Below are 19460 nucleotides of genomic sequence, written 5' to 3' on the forward strand. Positions count from 1 at the left end.
CTTTGCAAGATAAGCGGTGGTCTGCGGGGATACGGGGAATGGCTCGGCGGGCGGAGCGGCGGCGGGACGAGTCAGACCGGGACGGGTCGGGCCGGGACGGATCAGGCCGGGGGCAGGCCGGCCCAGCTCAGGGCAGGTCAGGCCGGGACGGTTCAGACCGGGGCGGGTCAGGCAAGGCCAGCCCCGAGGACAGCCCAGCCCAGGTCACCCCAGCCCAGGCCAGCCCAGGTCACGCCAGCACAGCCCAGGCCAGGTCAGATCAGCCCAGATCAGGTCAACTGACGCCGCACCAGATCATGCAGCGCCCCGCCGGTGTCGGCGAGCAGTTCGGACGGGGCGCCCTGCTCGACGATCCGGCCGTCCGCCATGACGATCACGCGGTCGGCGTCCATGACCGTGGAGAGCCGGTGGGCGATCACCAGGCGGCTGGCGCTGAGCTTGCGGGTGCTGTCGATGACGATGCGCTGGGTCTCGTTGTCCAGGGCGCTGGTGGCCTCGTCGAAGAACAGGATCCGCGGGCGGCGGACCAGCGCCTGGGCGATCATCAGCCGCTGCCGCTGGCCGCCGGAGATGGCGCCGCCGCCGGAGATCATGGTGTGCAGGCCCATCGGCATCCGTTTGATGTCCTCGGCCAGACCCGCCATCTCGGCGGCCGCCCAGGCCTCTTCCTGGGTGAAGGACTCGGCGCCGCAGATGCAGTCCAGGATCGAGCCGGTGAGGGGCTGGGCATTCTGCAGGACGACGCCGCACTGGCGGCGCACCGCCGCCTGGTCCAGGGCTGTCAGGTCCTGGCCGTCGTAGAGCACATGGCCCGAGGTCGGCTTGTCGAAGCCGATGAGCAGCCGGAGCAGGGTCGACTTGCCGCAGCCGCTGGGGCCGACGACGGCCACGAACTCGCCGGGCCGGACCTGGAACGAGACGTCGTCGAGGACGAGCGGGCCGTCCTCGGTGTAGCGGAAGGACAGCTTCTTGGTCTCGATGCCGCCGGCCAGGGTGCCGGGCTGGGCGCTGGCGCCGCGTACTTCGGGCTTCTCGTCCAGGACCGGCTTGATCTGCTCGAACATCGGCATCGCGGCGGCGGCCGAGATGAAGGCGCCGGTGATCTGGGTGACCGAGGTCAGCAGCATGGTGACCGAGGTGTTGAAGGTGAGGAACGAGCCGGCCGACATGCTGCCGCGGGCCGGCCCGGCCAGCAGCATGAACATGATGAGCGAACAGAGCGGCAGGTAGACGGCGTTGAGGACGGTGGTCAGGTTCTTGATCCGGCCGGCCTTCTGCTGGAGTTCGCGGGAGCGGGCGAACTCGCGGGCCCAGGCCGCGTACGCAAAGCTCTCGGCCGCGGCGACCCGAAGCTTGGGCAGGCCGCGCAGGGTCTGGAACGCCTGGTTGTTGAGCTTGTTGCCGAGTTTGACCAGCCGGCGCTGCCAGCGCAGCTCCCACAGGCCCATGGCGAGGAACACGGCGCCGATGACGAGCAGCATGGCGATCGCCGCCAGCGCCAGCGGCACGCTGTACAGGAGCAGCATCACCAGGTTCATCGCGCCGACCGTCGTGGCCTGCACGGCCACCGGGCCGAGTCCGGACAGCACCCGCCGGATGGCGCTGATGCCCATCGCGGCGCTGGCCAGCTCGCCGGTGGAGCGTTCGGTGAAGAACTTCGTCGGCAGCCGCAGCAGCCGGTCCCACACGGCCGGCTGCAGCGCGCTCTCGATCCGGCCCTCCATCCGCAGCACGGTGAGGTTCTGCAGCAGCATGAAGGCGGCGGAGACGACGCTGGTGATGATGACGGCCAGCGAGACCTGGACGATCAGGCTCTTGTCGGCGCTGGGGACGTACTCCCCGAGCACCTTGCCGGTCGCGAGGGGGACGAGGGCACCGAGTCCCACCGTCACCAGCCCGGCGAGGGCCAGGTTCCGCAGGTCCAACCGCGAGCCGCGCAGGCTGAAGAGCATCAGCCGCAGCAGGCTCATGGGCCGCTCCGGCAGCGGGCGGTAGAACATCACGGCGCGCGGCTCGAAGGCGTCGGCGTTGTCCTTGTCGATGCGCATCCGCAGCCCGGAGGCCGGGTTGACGGCCTCGTAGCGGCCCCGGCGCCACAGCAGCGCCACGGGGGCGCCGGACTTGGCGCGGTGGCCCACCAGGGGGCCGGTGTCGGTCCGCCACCAGCGGCCCTGGAGGCGGACGGCGCGGGTGCGGATCCGCGAGCTGACCGCGATGCGTTCGACGGGCGTGACGCGGTCGTTGGCGGCGGCGCCCTTCGGCGGCTCGGTGAGGGTGATCCCGGCCGCCCGGGCGACCGTGCGGCAGACCGCGAAGGTGGCGTCGTCGCCGGCCCGGTCCGTCTCGGCACTGCCCCGTCCGGACCGGTCCTGGCGGCCCATGGACGCGATCAGCGCCTGGTCGGCCCGCTCGCGGACGGCCTCGCCCGCCTTGATGCCGGCTGCCGTGCGGTCCTCGTGGGCGCGCTCCAGCTGCTCGATCCAGCGGTCGACGGCGGACAGCAGCCGGTACTGCTGATTGACCATCTGCTGCCACAGTTCGGGGTCCACCAGCAGGTCGCCGGCCGCCTCCGCGCTGTAGGAGGCGCCGTACTGCACGCTGCCGGGCGGGACCGGCATCCACAGGATGTCGTCGTCGGCCACCGCTTCGTCGGCGGGCCGGCCGTCGAGCGGTGCCTCGAACAGCACGCCCAGGCTGCGGGCCGTACCCAGCGCGAAGGCGTGTTCCAGCGCGGAGAGCGCCTCGCCCTGGCCGCCGTGGGCGGTGTCGTAGCCGTAGCCGTCCTGCGTGCCGTACTGCGGGAACGAGCCGGTGTCGCCGTACTCGTACCGGGGCAGTTCGCGCAGCGGGATCCGGCGCAGCAGGCAGTCCTGGGACGGCCGGCCGAGCAGGGTGTGGTGCGGGCCCGCGACCGGTCCGAGCAGGAGGGTGCCCGCTTCGAGACGGCCGAGGAAGTGCCAGTGCCCTTCCTCGGCGGCGTCGACCGCGAAGAGGTCCAGCGATCCGCCGGTGACGAGCCACAGCACATGCGGGCCCTCCAGGGGCACGCTGCGCAGGCCGGTGCAGTCGACGGGCGTGCCGAGGCCGCCCAGGGCCTGGGTCACCGCGTCGGTGTCGCCCGGTCCCACGACCGCGGGCGGGGGCATGGATGACACGTCAGTGCTCCTTGACCAGCTCGGCGTACGGGCCCTCGGCGGCGACCAGGTCCTCGTGCCGGCCGCGTTCGACGACCACGCCGTGGTCGAGGACCACGATCTCGTCGCTGTCGCGGACGGTGCTCAGCCGGTGGGCGATGACGACGCAGGCGCAGCCGCGCCGCCGCAGGTTGTCCATGATGGTCTGCTCGGTCTGCGCGTCCAGGGCGCTGGTGACCTCGTCGAGGACCAGGATGCTGGGGCGCCGGACGAGTGCGCGGGCGATCTCCAGGCGCTGGCGCTGGCCGCCGGAGAAGTTGCGGCCGTCCTGTTCGACGCGGCTGTGGATGCCGTCGGGGCGGCGGGCGATCACATCGTCGTAGAGCGCGGCGTCCTGGAGGGCGGTGATGACCGCGTCGTCCGGGATCGACGGGTCCCACAGCGCCACGTTGTCCCTGACCGTGCCCTCGAAGAGGAAGATGTCCTGGTCGACGAAGGACACGGAGGCGGCCAGCGCGCTGCGCGAAAGGTCCTCCAGGCGCTGTCCGTCGATGCGGATGGTGCCTTCCCAGGGGCTGTAGAGGCCCGAGATCAGCCGGGAGACGGTGGACTTCCCGCTGCCGGAGCCGCCGACGAGGGCGACCTGCCGGCCGGGGCCAACGGCCAGGGAGAAGCCGGTGAGCAGCGGTTTGTCCAGCGGGCTGTAGCCGAAGGTGATGTCCTCAAGCGTCACATGGCCCTTGAGACGGCGGGTGTCGGCGTCCGGCTCGGGGCGCGAGTAGAGAGTGTCGACGGGGAAGCTCTCGACGTCCTTGAGGCGGGCCACGTCGGCGGCGAAGTCCTGGATGCGGCCGGCCACGCCGTTGAGCCGGGTGATGGGTGCGGTGAAGCGGGTCACCAGCGCCTGGAAGGCGACCAGCAGACCGATGGAGATATGGCCCTCGACGGCCCGCAGACCGCCGATCCACAGGATCAGTGCGCTGTTGAGCGTGGCCAGGGTGGGGGCGACGACGGCCAGCCCGGCGCTCGGCACCCCGAGGCGCTGCTGCACCTCCAGCGTGGTGGCGTGCTGGCCGGCCCAGCGGCGGAAGTAGCCGTTCTCGCCGCCGGTGGCCTTCATCGTCTCGATGAGCTGCAGACCGGTGTAGGAGGTATTGGTCAGCCGGGCGGTGTCGGCGCGCAGCTTCTGGGTGTGGGTGGCCCGCAGCCGGATCACGATCCGCATGGCGACGACGTTGAGCAGCGCGATCCCCACACCGATGACCGTCAGCTGGGGGTCGTAGCTCCACAGCAGGAAGGCGTAGAGGATGACCACGATCCCGTCCACGCCCGCGGCGGCGAGGTCACGCGCCAGGGTTTCGGCGACCGCGTCGTTGGACTGCAGCCGCTGGACCAGGTCGGCCGGACTGCGCTGGGCGAAGAAGGTGACCGGGAGTCTGAGCAGGTGGCGCAGGAAGCGGGCGCTGGTCAGGGTGGAGGAGATGATGCGGCCGCGCAGCAGGTTCGCCTGTTGCAGTCCGGTCAGGACGGCGGTCAGCGCGACCATCGCGGCCATCGACGCGAAGAGCGGCCCCAGCAGCGAGGTCTGGTTGCCGATCAGGAACATGTCGATGTACGTACGGCTCAGCGCGGGCACCGCCGCACCGACCGCGACCAGCAGCAGGCTGGCGAGCAGCGCGGCCAGCAGGGTGCCGGTGGTGCCGCGCATCCGGGCGGGTACGGCGCCGAGCACGCCGGGCTTGCGGCCGCCCTTGCGGAAGTCCTCGCCGGGTTCGAAGACCAGGGCGACACCGGTGAAGCTGGTGTCGAAGTCCTCGGTGGGCACGAAGCGGCGGCCCTTGTCGGGGTCGTTGATGCGCACGCCGCGGCGGCCGAAGCGTCGGCTGGTGCCGTCGTAGACGACGTAGTGGTTGAACTCCCAGAAGAGGATGGCCGGCGCCTGCACCTCGGCGAGTGCGGACGGTTCCATCTGCATGCCCTTAGCCTGCAGGCCGTAGCTGCGGGCGGCCTTGAGCAGGTTGCTGGCGCGCGAGCCGTCGCGGGAGACGCCGCAGGCGATCCGCAGCTCCTCCAGCGGTACGTGCCGCCCGAAGTGGGCGAGCACCATGGCCAGCGAGGCGGCGCCGCACTCCACGGCCTCCATCTGGAGGACGGTGGGGGTGCGTACGGTCTTCGTCTTCTTGGGCTTCGGGGCGGGCGCGGCCCGGCGGGTGCGGCGGGCGCCGGGCGCGGGCTCGGGACGGTGCCGGCCGCGGCCGGGAGGGGGCAGCTGCTGTTGCGGGGCCGCGGAGTCGTCGGTGGCGGTCATGGCAGCAGCCAATCGATCGGGTGCTGCGCGGCCAGATGGACGGCGCCGGTGGCCGGCGTCATCGAGTCGAGGGCGTACGGCGGGCCGCCGGAGGCCGACCAGGCGTAGCCGGACGCGTTGTGCGGGGCGGCCTCGAGCTGTACCAGGACCGCGAGGGGCTGGCCGTGCTGCGAGAACTGCTCGCCGAGCTGGCTGTTGCCCAGGTAGGCGCCGATCCGCTGGCGGGTCTGGGCGGTCCTGCCGACGGCCTTGACCCGCCCGCGCAGGACGCCGTACTGCTGGCTCGGCACGGACTGGACGGTGAGGTCGACCGAGGCGCCGACGGGGACGGTGGCGCCGCTCTGGGCCGGGACGTACAGCGTGGCCATCAGGGGGTCGCGGGCATGGGCGACGCGCTCCACGGAGGCGACATCGGCGCCGGTGGTGACGACGGAGCCGATCGTGGCGACCATCGTGGTCAGCCGGCCGGCGGCAAGCGTGCGGACGACGGTGGTGCCCCGGGCGGTGCGGACCTTCAGGACGGGGGTGTTGGCGGCCACCCGCTTGCCTTCTTGGGCGAGCACGCCGGTGACCTGGCCCGCGACGGGGCTCTGCAGGATGTAGCTGCCCTGGCCGTGGGTGAGGATGCCGGGTGCACCGAGGGTGGACGACACGGTGCCGGTCACCGCCCATACGGACGCGGCGATCACAAAGAGGACCGTGACGGTGAGCACGAGCCAGCCCTGGGGGCGGGCGAAGCGCACCGGAAGATCGATTTCCTCGGGCGACTGCAGCTTGGAAAGGGCCTGTTGGCGGAACTGCACGACACTCTTCCCTCAACTGCAATGATCTGACTGACGGGTGGCGGCCGTGCGCCCCGGTCCCGGGCGAAGCCAGGGATCCGGGGCACGCGGCCCGGCACGTCGGCAAGGAGGGGGCGCCGACCTGCCGTTGTCACCGTTCAAAGCCGGCTGTACCGCTCAGCGGCACAGAAGCGACTCAGAGACCGGAGACCAGGCCCGTGGCGGTGCCGGCGATGCCCGAGGCGTTGACGCCGGTGGCGCCGTCGACCAGGCCGGTGGCGGTGCCCACGGCGCCCGAGACCGGGGCGATGGAGTCAACGGTGTTGGTGGCGGTGCCGACCACGCCGTTGAGGAGGCCACCGGACACGTTGTCCAGGTCGGCGTCGGAGATTTCCTGGGTCTGAACCTGGGCGTTGGAGTTCATGGTGTTTCCCTTCGGAATGAATATCTCGAAAAAAGCTGCGCCCGAACCGTCCGGTGGGGTGGTCCGGCCGCGGCTGCGGCAGTCGGGTACCCGAAATCGGGAACCGATGGTGTGACTCCCGCGGTGCGAAGGATCAAAGCACGCGGGCGGGTTGCGCTGCTAATCGGAGAACCGCTGATCCGGACCCCAACGCCCCACTGAATTACCGGAAGTGCACGTGCATCCATGACTTGGTGGCAGCTTCTTCACAGGTTCTCCAGTTTCACTTTCAACTCATTGGTAACCACTCATTCGGCGAACTGGACATTCCTGCACCAAACCGTTGAGGCGCAGGTCAGCGTGGGGATGAGCCACGGGAGACGGTGTGCCGACTGCGCTTTCGTTGTGCAGATCCCTTGAAGACCGCCAATTTTTACGGCACCTGAGCACAGCACGGTCACGAAACTCCACAGCCCGCCCCGGGCGGGCCGCTCGGAATGTTGCAGAGGCATGAAATGTGCCCGATTCGCCCGGAGTTCATGGGCGGCATCGGGCGAGTTGCACGCCCGGAACGGAATCATCGGAACTATACGTGCCCCATTCCCTGGAAACGGATCGAGTGGGCCGGAGAACGGACATAACCGCATAACGCCACGCCTTCGGAACCGTCGGTAATGGGCGATTTTGGAGGGCGCCGCCGACAGCCCGGTGGCAGCCGCCCACCGCGTACGGCACCGTGAAAGGACACCGCGGGGCCGGCGCCCCGGGAAGGAGCCGTCCGTGGACCCCGTCGAGGCGCTGGAGCGGATCGCGTTCCTGCTGGAGCGGCAGGGCGCGGTGAGCTACCGCGTCCAGGCGTTCCGTACGGCCGCGACGGTGGTCGGCGCGCTCTCCCCCGACGAGGTGCAGCGGCGCGCCCTGGACGGTTCGCTGGGGCGGGTCAAGGGGCTGGGCCCCACCACCACCCGGGTGGTCGAGGAAGCGCTCGCGGGGGTGCGGCCGGCCTATCTGTCGCACCTGGAGGAGGCGGCGGGCGGGCCGCTGGTCGAGGGGGAGCAGGGGCAGCGGCTCCGGCGGGCGCTGCGCGGTGACTGCCATCTGCACTCGGACTGGTCGGACGGCGGCAGCCCGGTCGAGGCCATGGCCCGGACCGCCCGCGACCTCGGGCACGCCTGGTGTGTGCTGACCGACCACTCCCCCAGGCTCACCGTGGCCCGCGGGCTGACCGCCGAGCGGCTGCGCCGGCAGCTGTCGCTGGTGGCGGAGGTCAACCGGCGGCTGGCGCCGTTCCGGCTGCTGACCGGGATCGAGTGCGACATCCTCGACGACGGCACCCTCGACCAGGAGCCGGAGCTGCTGGAGCAGTTGGACGTGGTGGTCGCCTCGGTGCACTCCAAGCTGCGGATGGACAAGGCACCGATGACCCGACGGCTGCTGGCCGCGGTCCGCAACCCGCTGGTCGACGTGCTGGGGCACTGCACCGGACGGCAGATCACCGGCAAGCTGCGCCCGGAGTCGCAGTTCGACGCCGCCGAGGTGTTCGCGGCCTGCGCCGAGCACCGTACGGCCGTCGAGATCAACTGCCGTCCCGACCGCTTCGACCCGCCGCGCCGGCTGCTCCGCCAGGCGCTCGCGGCGGGGACGCTCTTCGCCATCGACAGCGACGCCCATGCGCCGGGCCAGCTGGACTGGCAGATCTACGGCTGTGCCCGCGCCGAGGAGTGCGGAGTGCCCGCCGAGCGGGTCATCAACACCTGGACGCAGCGGCAGTTGGCCACCTGGACCACGACGGGCCGGACGCCGCGACGCTGAGCGGGCCGTCGAGCGGTGTACGTGCCGTCGAGCGGTGCAGGCCGTCAAGCGGTGTGCGGGCCGTCAGGCGGCATGCGAGGCAGGCGCGGGGGGCGGCGAGGCGGGCGCGGGCGCGGTCGTGGCCGGAGTGAGCCGCAGCGCCACGACATACGCCACGACCACCGCGACGATCACCAGCGGCATCACCGTCAGCCCGCTCTTCCCCAGCAGCAGGGTGGCCAGCAGCACCGAGGTCATCGGCAGCCGGAGCATCGCCACGCTCATGGCGCCGACGCCCATCGCAAACGCCGGGGTGAGCGACAGGCCGGGCAGGTGGGACAGCACGACGCCGCCCGCCGCGCCGAGGAACAGCGCGGGAAAGATGGGCCCGCCGCGGAAGGCGCTCAGCGAGACGCAGTACGCCAGGCCCTTGCACACGATGAGCAGCAGCAGCGCCGCCACCGAGTAACCGGCGCTGTCCCGGAACAGCGACCCCAGCGCCGACTGGCCCGAATAGAGCATTTCGGTGGCGGGCTTGCCGGTGATCCCGGCGAACGCCACCGCCAGCGCGCCCACCACCAGGCCCATCACCATCGTGGCCACCACCCGGTGGCGGACCACGCGCCCCTTGAGGAACAGCGAGAGCCGCCGTACGCCGGCCGCGACGAACGCGGCGGCCACGCCGATGACCAGGGCCCAGCCGAACTCCGGAATCGTCGGCCCGGCGGCCTTGGGGACGTCGTGCAGCGCGAGGGAGTACGTACCGAGTCCCGTCCAGTCCCCCAGGCCGGTGAAGACCAGCGCACCGATCCCCGCCGCGAGCAGACCGGGCACCAGCATCATCCCGAGCATCGGGCCGCCCAGCCCCGACACCTCCATCAGGAGGAACGCCCCCAGAAGCGGGGAGCCCAGCAGTGCGCTGACCGCCGCGAAACTGCCGGCGGCGCCCACCGCCGCCACGCTCCGGGCGCTCACGCCCCGGCCCAGCAGCCGTGCGGCGCCCGCGGCCAGTCCGCCGCCGAGGGCGATCAGCGGCGCCTCGGGTCCGACCACCGCACCGAAGCTGAGCGAGGCCAGCGCCGCGAGCACGATGCCGGGGAGCGCGGAGAGCGGGGGCGCACCGCTGAGCGCCAGCCCGTCGGCCGGCTCATGGCCGCCGTTGCCCGGCAGCCGACGGATGGTCAGGCCGACCAGGAGGCCGGCGACCACGAGCATCGGGACCGGCCACCACAGGGGCGTCCCGGTGAAGCCGAGCGCCCGCGGCAGATCTGTGTAGAGCAGCGGTTCCAGCTCGTGGACCAGCGCGAGGAAGCCGAACGAGACGGCACAGACCGGGAAGCCGACCGCTGCCGCCACCAGGAGGAGCTTCAGATAGCCGCGGGTGCGCACCAGCGCGTACGGATCCTGGGGCACGGTGGCGGGCGCCCCGCCCACCGGTCCGGTGGAGCCGACCGACATCGCCTCGCCTCCCTCGCCGACGCCGTGCCGAGCCTGCCATGACCGACCCCGCCGGGCTGCCGGGGCGCGTGCTCGGGGGCATGGCCATTCGGGTGAACCGGGCCCGTACGCGGGCCGTGCGGGGTACGGAGTACGCCGCACGAGCCCGGTGGACGGCCGACTGAGCAGTCCGATGAGCGAAGGGGCCGGGGCGTTCCGGGAGGCGATGGCGGGGCGTGCGCCGCTGCCGCCGCCACGGCCCGGGGCATCGCCATGGACCAGGCGCCGGGTGCGGCATGACGGCCACGGCCCTCACCCCTGTGGCGCCGCCGTCTCCCTGAGGGCGGCCAGCACCGGGCGGAGCAAGGGGTGTTCCTCGGCGCCGCGGCGTACGGCGGCGAAGACCCGGCGGGTGGGGGCGACATCGTCGACGGGGCGGACCACCACCCCCGTGAGGTCCATGTCGCGCAGGGCCGAGCGGGGGACGAGGGCCACCCCCGCGGCCGCCGAGGCGAGGGCGACGACGGCCCGGAAGTCGTCGGAGGAGTGCTCCAGCCGGGGCTCGAAACCGGCGTATTCGCAGGCCAGGACGACCACGTCATGGCAGGGGTTGCCGGGGTAGGGGCCGATCCAGGGGTCGTCGGCGAGATCGGCCAACGCCACCTGCGCCAGGCCGGCCAGGCGGTGACCGGGCGGCAGCACGACGTCGAACGGCTCGGCGTAGAGCGGGACCCGGGTCAGCCGCGGGTCGTCGGCGCGGGGCGCGCCCCGGTATTCGACGGCGACCGCGACATCCACCTGCCGGTCCAGGACCATGAGCAGGCTGGCGTCGCCCTCGGCGTCCTGGACGCGGACCCGGATGCCGGGTGCGGTGCGGGTGAGCGCGGTGAGCGCGGGCGCGACGACCAGGCCGATACCGGTGGCGAAGGCCGCGACGGTGACCGTGCCGGCCTCGCCCGAGCCGTAGGCGGCGAGCTCGGACTCGGCGCGCTCCAACTGGGCGAGGACGGCATTGGCGTGGGCCAGCAGGATGTCGCCCGCAGCGGTCAGCCGGACGCCGCGGGCGCTGCGCTCCACCAGGCGGTGGCCGGTCTCCTGTTCCAGGGCGGCGAGCTGCTGGGAGACCGCCGAGGGCGTGAGATAGAGCGCGGCGGCCGCGGCGGTGACCGTACGGTGGTCGGCCACCGCGCGGAGGATGTGCAGCCGTCGTGCTTCGATCATGCTCCCAGTTTCGCAGGCCCCGCAGGCGAGGGGCGTCAGGCGCCCAGCGCGGACCGCGCGTCGACGAAGGCGTCGACCGCGCGGTGGACGTCCGCGGTGGAGTGGGCGGCGGACAGCTGTACGCGGATCCGCGCCTGGCCCTGCGGGACCACCGGGTAGGAGAAGCCGATGACGTAGACGCCGCGCTCCAGCAGCAGCTCCGCCATCCGGGCCGCCTCGGCCGCGTCGCCGATCATGACGGGGGCGATGGCGTGGTCGCCCGGCAGGACGTCGAAGCCCTCCTCGGTCATCCGCGACCGGAACAGGGCGGTGTTGGCGTGCAGCTGCTCGCGCAGGTCACCGGCCGACTCCAGCAGGTCGAGCACCTTCAGCGAGGCGGCGGCGATCACCGGGGCGAGCGAGTTGGAGAAGAGGTACGGGCGCGAGCGCTGGCGCAGCAGCGCGACGATCTCGGCGCGGGCCGCGACATAGCCGCCGGAGGCGCCGCCGAGGGCCTTGCCGAGGGTGCCGGTGATGATGTCGACGCGGTCCATGACGCCGTGGAGCTCGGGGGTACCGCGGCCGCCGGGGCCGACGAAGCCGACCGCGTGCGAGTCGTCGACCATCACCATGGCGCCGTAGCGGTCGGCCAGGTCGCAGATCTCGTCCAGCGGCGCCACATAGCCGTCCATGGAGAACACGCCGTCGGTGACGACCAGCGTACGGCCGCTGCCGCCCGCGGTCGCCTCCTTGAGCTGGCGTTCCAGATCGGCCATGTCGCGGTTGGCGTAGCGGAAGCGGCGGGCCTTGCACAGGCGGATGCCGTCGATGATGGAGGCGTGGTTGAGGGCGTCGGAGATGACCGCGTCGTCCGGGCCGAGCAGGGTCTCGAAGACACCGCCGTTGGCGTCGAAGCAGGAGGAGTAGAGGATCGTGTCCTCCTGGCCGAGGAAGCCGGAGATCCGCTGTTCCAGCTCCTTGTGGACCTCCTGGGTGCCGCAGATGAAGCGGACCGAGGCGAGGCCGTAGCCCCAGCGGTCGAGCGCTTCATGGGCGGCCGCGACGACCTCGGGGTGGTCGGCGAGGCCGAGGTAGTTGTTGGCACAGAAGTTGAGCACTTCACCGGGGTTTCCTCCCGCGGTCACCGCCACGGTGGCGGACTGCGGGGTGCCGATGACCCGCTCGGGCTTGTGCAGGCCGGCGGCGCGGATCTCATCGAGGGTGCCGCGCAGTTCATCGCGTACGGAGTCGAACATCGGGGATGTCTCCAAGAGTCGGGGGAAGCGGGCGCGTGGGCCGAAGGGGGTGCGCCGGAGGAAAGCCGGAGCGGGGATTCAGGCGGTCCAGTCGAGGATGATCTTGCCGCTTTGGCCGCTGGCGGCGTCGTCGAAGGCGGCGCCGAAGTCCTGGTACGCATAGCGGCCGGTGATCACCGGCGCGAGGTCGAGACCGCCTTCGAGCAGGACGGACATCGCGTACCAGGTCTCGAACATCTCCCGGCCGTAGATGCCCTTGATCGTGATCATGGAGGTGACGATCCGGGACCAGTCCACGGGGAACTGTTCGGCGGGCAGGCCGAGGACGGCGATCCGGCCGCCGTGCGTCATGTTGGCGATCATGTCCTGCATCGCCTCGGGCCGGCCGGACATCTCCAGTCCGATGTCGAAGCCCTCGCGCAGGCCCAGTTCGCGCTGGCCGTCGGCGATGGTCGCCTCGGCGACGTTGAGGGCGAGGCTGACGCCGACCTTGCGGGCCAGGGCGAGGCGCGCCTCGCTGACGTCCGTGATCACGACATTGCGGGCCCCGGCGTGCCGGGCGACGGCCGCGGCCATGATGCCGATCGGCCCGGCGCCGGTGATCAGTACGTCCTCGCCGACCAGCGGGAACGACAGCGCGGTGTGCACGGCATTGCCGAAGGGGTCGAAGACGGCGGCGATATCGAGGTCGACGGGGACGCGGTGCACCCACACATTGGTGGCGGGCAGCGCCACGTACTCGGCGAACGCGCCGTCCCGGCCGACGCCGAGGCCGACGGTGGCGCGGCACAGATGGCGCCGGCCGGCCAGACAGTTGCGGCACTTGCCGCAGACGAGATGGCCCTCGCCGCTCACCAGGTCGCCGGTCTTGACCTCGGCCACATCACGGCCGGTCGCCACCACCTCACCGACGAATTCATGACCGATCGTCAGCGGGGTGCCGATGGACTGCTGGGCCCAGCCGTCCCATGCGCGGATGTGCAGATCGGTGCCGCAGATGCCGGTGCGCAGCACCTTGATCAGGACATCGCCCGGGCCGACGGCCGGCTCCGGCACGTCCATGAGCCAGAGACCCGGCTCTGCTTTCTGCTTGACCAGTGCCTTCACCGCAACGGCTCCCGTACGTGAGTGTGACCCTGCCGGGTGCCCGTCCTCGGCAACCCGATCTTCCTCAGGGAATCTTCCCTACGACGGCCGCCCGGTCCATCGAGGATTTCTTAAACACGGTCACAGTTGCCCTTTACGCCCCATGGGCACCGGGGTGCACGGCCCCGGACGTGAGGGCGGTCACGCGCCTGCGCCAGGCCGGCCGCGCCGACGAACCCGCAGCTCGGGGACGGTGCCGGTGGTCCGGGTGAGGTGGCTGGGCAGGCCGCCCGGGAGGGTGCAAGGGGCCGCGCGGTCGGTGCGGGAGTGTAAACGTTCGCCACCGCAAGCGTCGGAATTCATCACAGCTTGAGTGGCCGTGAGACCCGGATGGACGGGGCTACGTAGGACTGAGTGGCAGCAACACACGGGTGCTGACGCGACGCACCGCAGTCGCCCGTGTGCCCCGTTCCTGTGCGTCCCTGGAGGTCAGTGAATTGAGCCACCGACATGTGAACAAGCGGACCGGCGTCGTCGTCGGCGCCGCGGCGGCCGCCATCGCGGCCGCAGCGATCCTGCTCCCCAACGCCAACGCGAGCACGGACCAGCCGGCGGCCCCGAAGACGCTCAGCGCCCACTCGGCCACGCAGCTGGCGGCGTCCCTGAAGGCGGACCTGGGGGACAAGGGCGCCGGCTGGTACCTGGACAGCGCGAACGGCCACCTGGTCATGAACGTGCTGTCGGAGGACGACGCCAAGAGCGTCACGGCCAAGGGCGCCGTCGCCAAGGTCGTGCACAACAGCATGACCGCGCTGAAGGCCGGTGCGGCGACCCTGCGCAACTCCGCCTCGGTGCCCGGTACGGCGTGGTCGATCGACCCGAAGACCAACAAGATCGTGGTGCTCGCCGACAGAACCGTTACCGGCGCAAAGATGGCCACGCTCAACAAGGCCACGAGTGGCATGGGCGCAGGCATGGTCACCGTCAAGCGGTCTCAGGGCGAGTTCAAGCGGTACGACGGCGGGGACGCGGGGAGTGCGGCGGGCGGCGCGGCCGGCGGCGGCGGACAGGCGGCGGGCGGTGCCGGCGATGCCGGCGCGGCAGGCGGCGGTGACGCCGGCGCGGCGGGCGGCGGCGATGCGGGAGCCGCCGGCGGCGGTGCCGGCGCGGCAGGCGGCGGCGACGGCGGGCAGGCCGCGGGCGGTGCCGGCGATGCCGGTGGAGCCGGTGGAGCCGGTGGAGCCGGTGGCGGGCAGGCCGCGGGGCCGGTCGGTGGCAGCGCGATCTTCGGCGGCAACGCACGCTGCTCGCTGGGTTTCAATGTCACGGTCAAGGGCGCACCGGCGTTCCTGACGGCCGGTCACTGCGGCAACGACTCCAAGACCTGGACGGCCGACCAGGGCGGCAGCCAGCCGCTGGGCACGGTGGCCGACTCCAAGTTCCCCAAGACGGACTTCGCGCTGGTCACCTACGACGACAAGGGCGCCCAGCCGGAGAGCTCGGTCGACAAGGGGGACGGCACCACCCAGAAGATCACCAAGGCCGCGGAGGCCGCCGTCGGGATGAAGGTGCAGCGCTCTGGCAGCACCACCGGCCTGCACGACGGCACCGTCACCGGCCTCGATGCCACGGTGAACTACGGCAACGGCGACATCGTCAACGGCCTCATACAGACGGATGTCTGCGCGGAGCCCGGCGACAGCGGCGGCTCGATGTTCTCCGGCGACTCGGCGGTCGGCCTGACCTCCGGCGGCAGCGGCGACTGCACCGCGGGCGGTGAGACCTTCTTCCAGCCGGTCACCGACGCGCTCAAGGCCACGGGCGCGGAGATCGGCGCCGGGGGCGGCGGTGCGGGCGGCGGTGGAGCCGCAGCAGGCGGCGGTGACGCGGCAGCAGGCGGCGGTGGAGCCGCAGCGGGTGGCGGCGACGCGGCCGCGGGCGGCGGTGACGCAGCGGGTGGCGGCGCCGCAGCAGGCGGCAGTGACGCGGCAGCTGGCGGCGCCGGAGCGGGCGACGCCGGTGCCGGAAGCGCCGGAGCCGGGGACGCCGGAAGCGCGGGCGCGGGAGACGCCGGTGCCGGTGCCCAGGACCCCGGTACGGGTGCCCAGGACCCGGGAGCCGGCGGCAGCGGTGACGGGCTGAACTGACCCCCGCCCTTTGCCCCCTTGATCCCCTGATCCCCGGGATCCCTCTGTGCCCTCGGCCCCGTCCTCCCCTGCAACTGCGCAGGAGGGCGGGGCCGTTGCGTACGGAAGCCCCGGACCGGAACAGACCTCGTACCGGAACAAGCCTCGAGCCGGAACAAGCCTCAGTAGTACCGGAACAGGCCTCAGTAGTAGGAGACGACGGTGAAGAGGCCGCCGTCGGGGTCACGGATGACGGCCTGTTGGCCCTTGCCGTCCTCGGTCGGCGTCACCGGGGTGACGGTTCCGCCGGCGGCCACCGCGGCGGCCGTCACCTTCTCGATCTCGCGGACCGGGAAATGGACGTGCCAGCGGGGGCGCACCCGCGGGTCCGGGGCGGACTCCACAGCACCGCCCCGCAGGGTGGCGACGGTGTGCCGGCCGTCCCGTACGAGGACCTGGTCGTGTTCGTAGGTCACATCGCAGCCGCCCGGCTCGCCGGAGGCCCAGCCGAAGACCTCCGCATAGAAGATGGCGGCCGCGAAACCGTCCCGGGTGCGCAGTTCGAGCAAGGCGGGTGCGGCGCCCCGTCCGACCGACCACGCCAGGGTCTGGCCCTCCCAGAAGCCGAAGGTGGCGCCGTCGGGGTCGGCGGCGAGGGCGGCGCGGCCGGGGCCGAGCTTGAGCGGACCGACGGCGACGGTCCCCCCGCGCTCGCGGATCCGGTCCGCGGCCTCGTCGGCGTTCTCCACCGCGAAGTAGGAGGTCCAGGCCACAGCGACCTGAAAGCTCTGGGCGAGGGCACCGATGCCGGCGACCGGCTGTCCGTGGGAAACCGCGACGGAGAACTCCTCGCCGAGGCTGGCCGGGCGGAACCGCCAGCCCAGGACGGCGGAGTAGAAATCCTGGGCGGATTCCAGATCGCGCGCCATCAGACTGACCCAGCACGGAGCGCCACATACCGGAGTGGCCGGGCCATGGGCCGACATGACATCTGCCTCCTGTTGCTCAGCGCCCCTTCCCACTCTGCCAGCGACGGGGCAGGGCCGCACCAAGGGCGCGTCCCCCGGCGGCAGCGCAGTTGTGCCGCCCTTGATCAGGCTCGATGCTGTAGTTACTGAACCGGGCTGGGTTGATGCCATGAACGCATGGAACGCGGCGGAGAGCGCCGATTTCCGTGGTCCCCTCGACGTCACCAGGGCGGCCACAGCGGTTCTGGACGCCCAGGACCGCATCATCGGGTGGAGCCCGGCGGCCCAGCGGCTCCTCGGGTACGCACCGGAGGAGATCATCGGGCGCCCCGTGGAGACCCTGCTGCCGGCCGGTTCGGCACCGGCCTCCCCCGCGTCCGAGTCCTCACCGAGCGGCAGCCAGGCGCACACGCTGCGGCACCGTGACGGCCGGATGCTGCGGATGGCCGTCACGAGCTGCCCGCTCGCCGACGTACGCGAGGTCGCCGAGGTGTCCGAGCTGCCCGAGACCGCCGGTGCGCGGCCGGCCCGTGTCCTGGTGGCGGCCGAGCTGGACGAGCACCGGATGTGGGAGTCCCGCCAGGCCATGCTGCACGGTCTGGCCACCCAGTCCCCGGTGGGCCTGGGCATCTACGACACCGAACTGCGGCTGATCTGGGCGAACGGCGCGTACACCCGGGAGATCGGACTGCCGGTCGAGGAGTTTCTGGGTGCCCGGGCCGATGAGCTGTACCCGGACGGCCAGTTCGTGACCGAGGGGTACCCGCGCACCCTCGAAGCGGTGATGCGTCAGGTCCTCGCCACCGACGAACCGGTCCTCGATCTGCACTTCGTCGGCCAGCAGCCCTCCGACCCGGGTTCCGATCACGTCTGGTCCTGCTCCTACTACCGGCTGCAGGACGCCCAGGGCCGGGTGCTCGGGGTGTGCGAGGACGCCTTCGACATCAGCGGCCGCTACCAAGCGCAGCGCCGGCTGAACCTGCTGGTGGAGGCCGGCGCCCGGATCGGCACCACGCTCGACATGACCGTCACCGCGCGGGAGATCACCAAGGTGGCGGTGCCGGCTTTCGCCTCCATGGTGATCGTCGACCTGATGCGGTCCGTGCTGCACGGCGGGGAGCCGGAAACCGTCGACGGCACCCTGCCGGCCCTGGTGCGGGTGGCCACCCGCAGCGCCGACCACACCCCGGACGGTCCGGTGCAGGGCCCGCACCGCGTCGAGTACCCGCCCGGCTCGCTCCAGTACCGCAGCCTGTCCTCCGGCGGCACGGTGCGCGAGGAGGGCACCATGGTCGTGCCCCTGCGGACCGGCGGCGCCCTGATGGGGCTGGTCACCTTCCTCCGCGCCGCCCCGGCGGTCTTCGACAAGGAGGAGACCGAGCTCGCCGACGAGCTGGTCATCCGGACGGCGGTCTGCCTGGACAACGCCCGCCGGTTCACCCGCGAGCACACCGCCGCGCTGACCCTGCAGCGCAATCTGCTGCCGCAGCATCTGCCGGCCCAGTCCGCCGTCGATCTGGCCTACCGCTACCTGCCGAGCGACGAGCGGGCCGGTGTCGGCGGCGACTGGTTCGATGTCATCGGTCTGTCGGGCACCCGGGTCGGCCTGGTCGTCGGGGACGTGGTCGGCCACGGCCTCCAGGCGGCGGCGACCATGGGACGGCTGCGGACGACCGTACGGGCCCTCGCCCGGCTGGACCTCTCCCCCGACGAGTTGCTGAGCCGGCTGGACGACCTGGTGGGACAGACCGCGGAGGAGCAGCCCGCAATAGCCGGCACGGACGCCGGCCCGGACGATGTGGCCACCGGAGTGACCTGCCTCTACGCCGTCTACGACCCGGTGTCACGGCGGTGCACCATGGCGCGGGCCGGGCATCTGCCGCCGGCCGTCGTCGATGCGGAGGGCGGCCTGTACTTCCCGGATCTGCCGGCCGGCCCGCCACTGGGCCTCGGGGGCCTGCCGTTCGAATCCCTGGACATCGAGCTGCCGGTCGGCAGTCTGCTCGCGCTGTTCACCAACGGGCTGGTCGAGGGCCGTGACCGGGACATCGACGAGGGGCTGGCCATCCTGGGCCGGGTGCTGAGCGATCACCGCAGGCCGCTGGACGAGCTGTGTATCCACACGCTGGCGGAGCTGCTGCCGGACGGTCCTGCCGTCGATGACTCGGCCCTGCTGCTGGTGCGCACCCGTGAGCTGGACGCCCGGCAGGTGGCGGCCTGGGAGCTGCCCGCCGAGCCGGCCGCGGTGGGCAAGGCCCGTGAGCGGGCCACCGGACAGCTGCGGGAGTGGGGCCTGGAGGAACTGTCCTACACGACGGAACTTGTGGTCAGCGAGCTGGTCACCAACGCCGTACGGCATGCGTCGGGGCCCCTGCACCTGCGGCTGCTGCGCGACCGGACCCTGCTGACCGAGGTGTCGGACACCGGCCACACCTCACCCCACCTGCGGCACAGCGCCAGCGACGACGAGGGCGGGCGGGGGCTTTTCATCGTCGCGCAGCTGGTGCAGCGCTGGGGCACGCGCTACACGCCGTACGGCAAGACGATCTGGACGGAACAGGCGTTTCCGCCGCACTACCCCGGGGCCCCGCGCCCGGCCGGCCGGCCGGACTGAGGAGGTCCGGCACGAATCGGCCCGCCCCATGGCGTGCGGCTGTTCCGAGGCGGTCCCATCATGGAATCAAGCGAGGTCCCGGCGACTCGGCGGGCGCGGACAGAGGAGGACCTGTGACGACCAATGGCAGCGACAAGTCGGCCGAGCGTCAGCCGTTCGAGCTGTACACCGGTAGCGAGCGGCCCTACGACCCGGAGGACCTGGTGAAGGCGTCCGGGCGCGAACCCACCCCGTCGAGCCTGGAATGGGCCAGGCGCCTGATGGCCGAGGAGGGACCCGGCGCCATCGAGCGGTATCTGCCGTGACGGCTGAGGGCTGACGGCCGGCGGCTCTTGGCTGGCGGCTCTTGGCTGAC

The 19460-nt window shown here is 72.1% G+C and carries 13 protein-coding genes; 4 read left to right on the forward strand and 9 right to left on the reverse strand.

From position 1 onward, the window contains the following. Nucleotides 1-269 precede the first annotated feature (269 nt). From ABR737_RS07290 to ABR737_RS07305, 4 genes are all read right to left on the reverse strand, one after another. Entirely contained in the window at nt 270-3146 is a 2877-nt protein-coding gene (locus ABR737_RS07290) for an NHLP bacteriocin export ABC transporter permease/ATPase subunit (protein WP_350256703.1), read from the reverse strand. Nucleotides 3147-3156: 10 nt separating this feature from the next. After that, nucleotides 3157-5442 carry an NHLP family bacteriocin export ABC transporter peptidase/permease/ATPase subunit gene (locus ABR737_RS07295; protein ID WP_350249371.1) on the reverse strand — a complete coding sequence of 762 codons (2286 nt, stop codon included), beginning with the start codon at nt 5440-5442 and terminating at the stop codon, nt 3157-3159. Beyond that, entirely contained in the window at nt 5439-6245 is an 807-nt protein-coding gene (locus ABR737_RS07300) for an HlyD family efflux transporter periplasmic adaptor subunit (RefSeq protein WP_350249372.1), read from the reverse strand. The genes ABR737_RS07295 and ABR737_RS07300 overlap by 4 nt, the downstream gene beginning before the upstream one ends. 175 nt (nt 6246-6420) lie before the next feature. After that, nucleotides 6421-6648 (reverse strand): type A2 lanthipeptide, encoded by a 228-nt coding sequence (locus ABR737_RS07305; RefSeq protein WP_350249373.1) that lies wholly within the window; start codon nt 6646-6648, stop codon nt 6421-6423. A 759-nt stretch (nt 6649-7407) separates the two neighbouring features. Here ABR737_RS07305 and ABR737_RS07310 point away from each other — a divergent pair. Further along, nucleotides 7408-8439, forward strand: coding sequence for a PHP domain-containing protein (locus ABR737_RS07310; protein ID WP_350249374.1), 1032 nt, complete (start codon nt 7408-7410; stop codon nt 8437-8439). Nucleotides 8440-8502: 63 nt separating this feature from the next. Here ABR737_RS07310 and ABR737_RS07315 read toward each other — a convergent pair whose 3' ends face one another. From ABR737_RS07315 to tdh, 4 genes are all read right to left on the reverse strand, one after another. Continuing rightward, the gene (locus ABR737_RS07315) at nt 8503-9876 is read right to left on the reverse strand and encodes a chloride channel protein (RefSeq protein ID WP_350249375.1); all 1374 of its coding nucleotides are present in this window, start codon (nt 9874-9876) and stop codon (nt 8503-8505) included. 291 nt (nt 9877-10167) lie between these two features. Then, nucleotides 10168-11076 (reverse strand): LysR family transcriptional regulator, encoded by a 909-nt coding sequence (locus tag ABR737_RS07320; RefSeq protein WP_350249376.1) that lies wholly within the window; start codon nt 11074-11076, stop codon nt 10168-10170. Nucleotides 11077-11111: 35 nt separating this feature from the next. After that, nucleotides 11112-12311: a glycine C-acetyltransferase gene (locus ABR737_RS07325; protein WP_350249377.1), complete on the reverse strand. Its 1200-nt coding sequence runs from the start codon at nt 12309-12311 to the stop codon at nt 11112-11114. Between the two features lie 78 nt (nt 12312-12389). Beyond that, nucleotides 12390-13418 (reverse strand): L-threonine 3-dehydrogenase, encoded by a 1029-nt coding sequence (gene tdh, locus ABR737_RS07330; protein ID WP_350249378.1) that lies wholly within the window; start codon nt 13416-13418, stop codon nt 12390-12392. 491 nt (nt 13419-13909) lie between these two features. On the opposite strand from tdh, the gene ABR737_RS07335 reads away from it, so the two are divergent. Continuing rightward, nucleotides 13910-15544, forward strand: a complete 1635-nt coding sequence (locus ABR737_RS07335; RefSeq protein WP_350249379.1) for a S1 family peptidase — start codon at nt 13910-13912, stop codon at nt 15542-15544. Between the two features lie 182 nt (nt 15545-15726). Here the strand turns inward: ABR737_RS07335 and ABR737_RS07340 are convergent, their stop codons facing one another. Continuing rightward, the gene (locus ABR737_RS07340) at nt 15727-16509 is read right to left on the reverse strand and encodes a VOC family protein (protein WP_502964291.1); all 783 of its coding nucleotides are present in this window, start codon (nt 16507-16509) and stop codon (nt 15727-15729) included. A 151-nt stretch (nt 16510-16660) separates the two neighbouring features. Here ABR737_RS07340 and ABR737_RS07345 point away from each other — a divergent pair, with 151 nt between their 5' ends. Both ABR737_RS07345 and ABR737_RS07350 read left to right on the forward strand, forming a co-directional pair. Continuing rightward, nucleotides 16661-19105 carry a SpoIIE family protein phosphatase gene (locus ABR737_RS07345; protein ID WP_350249381.1) on the forward strand — a complete coding sequence of 815 codons (2445 nt, stop codon included), beginning with the start codon at nt 16661-16663 and terminating at the stop codon, nt 19103-19105. 113 nt (nt 19106-19218) lie between these two features. Then, on the forward strand, nt 19219-19410 hold the full coding sequence (locus tag ABR737_RS07350) for a hypothetical protein (RefSeq protein WP_350249382.1): 192 nt from the start codon (nt 19219-19221) through the stop codon (nt 19408-19410). Nucleotides 19411-19460 lie beyond the last annotated feature (50 nt).

This window comes from Streptomyces sp. Edi2 (genome assembly GCF_040253635.1).
GTDB lineage: Bacteria > Actinomycetota > Actinomycetes > Streptomycetales > Streptomycetaceae > Streptomyces.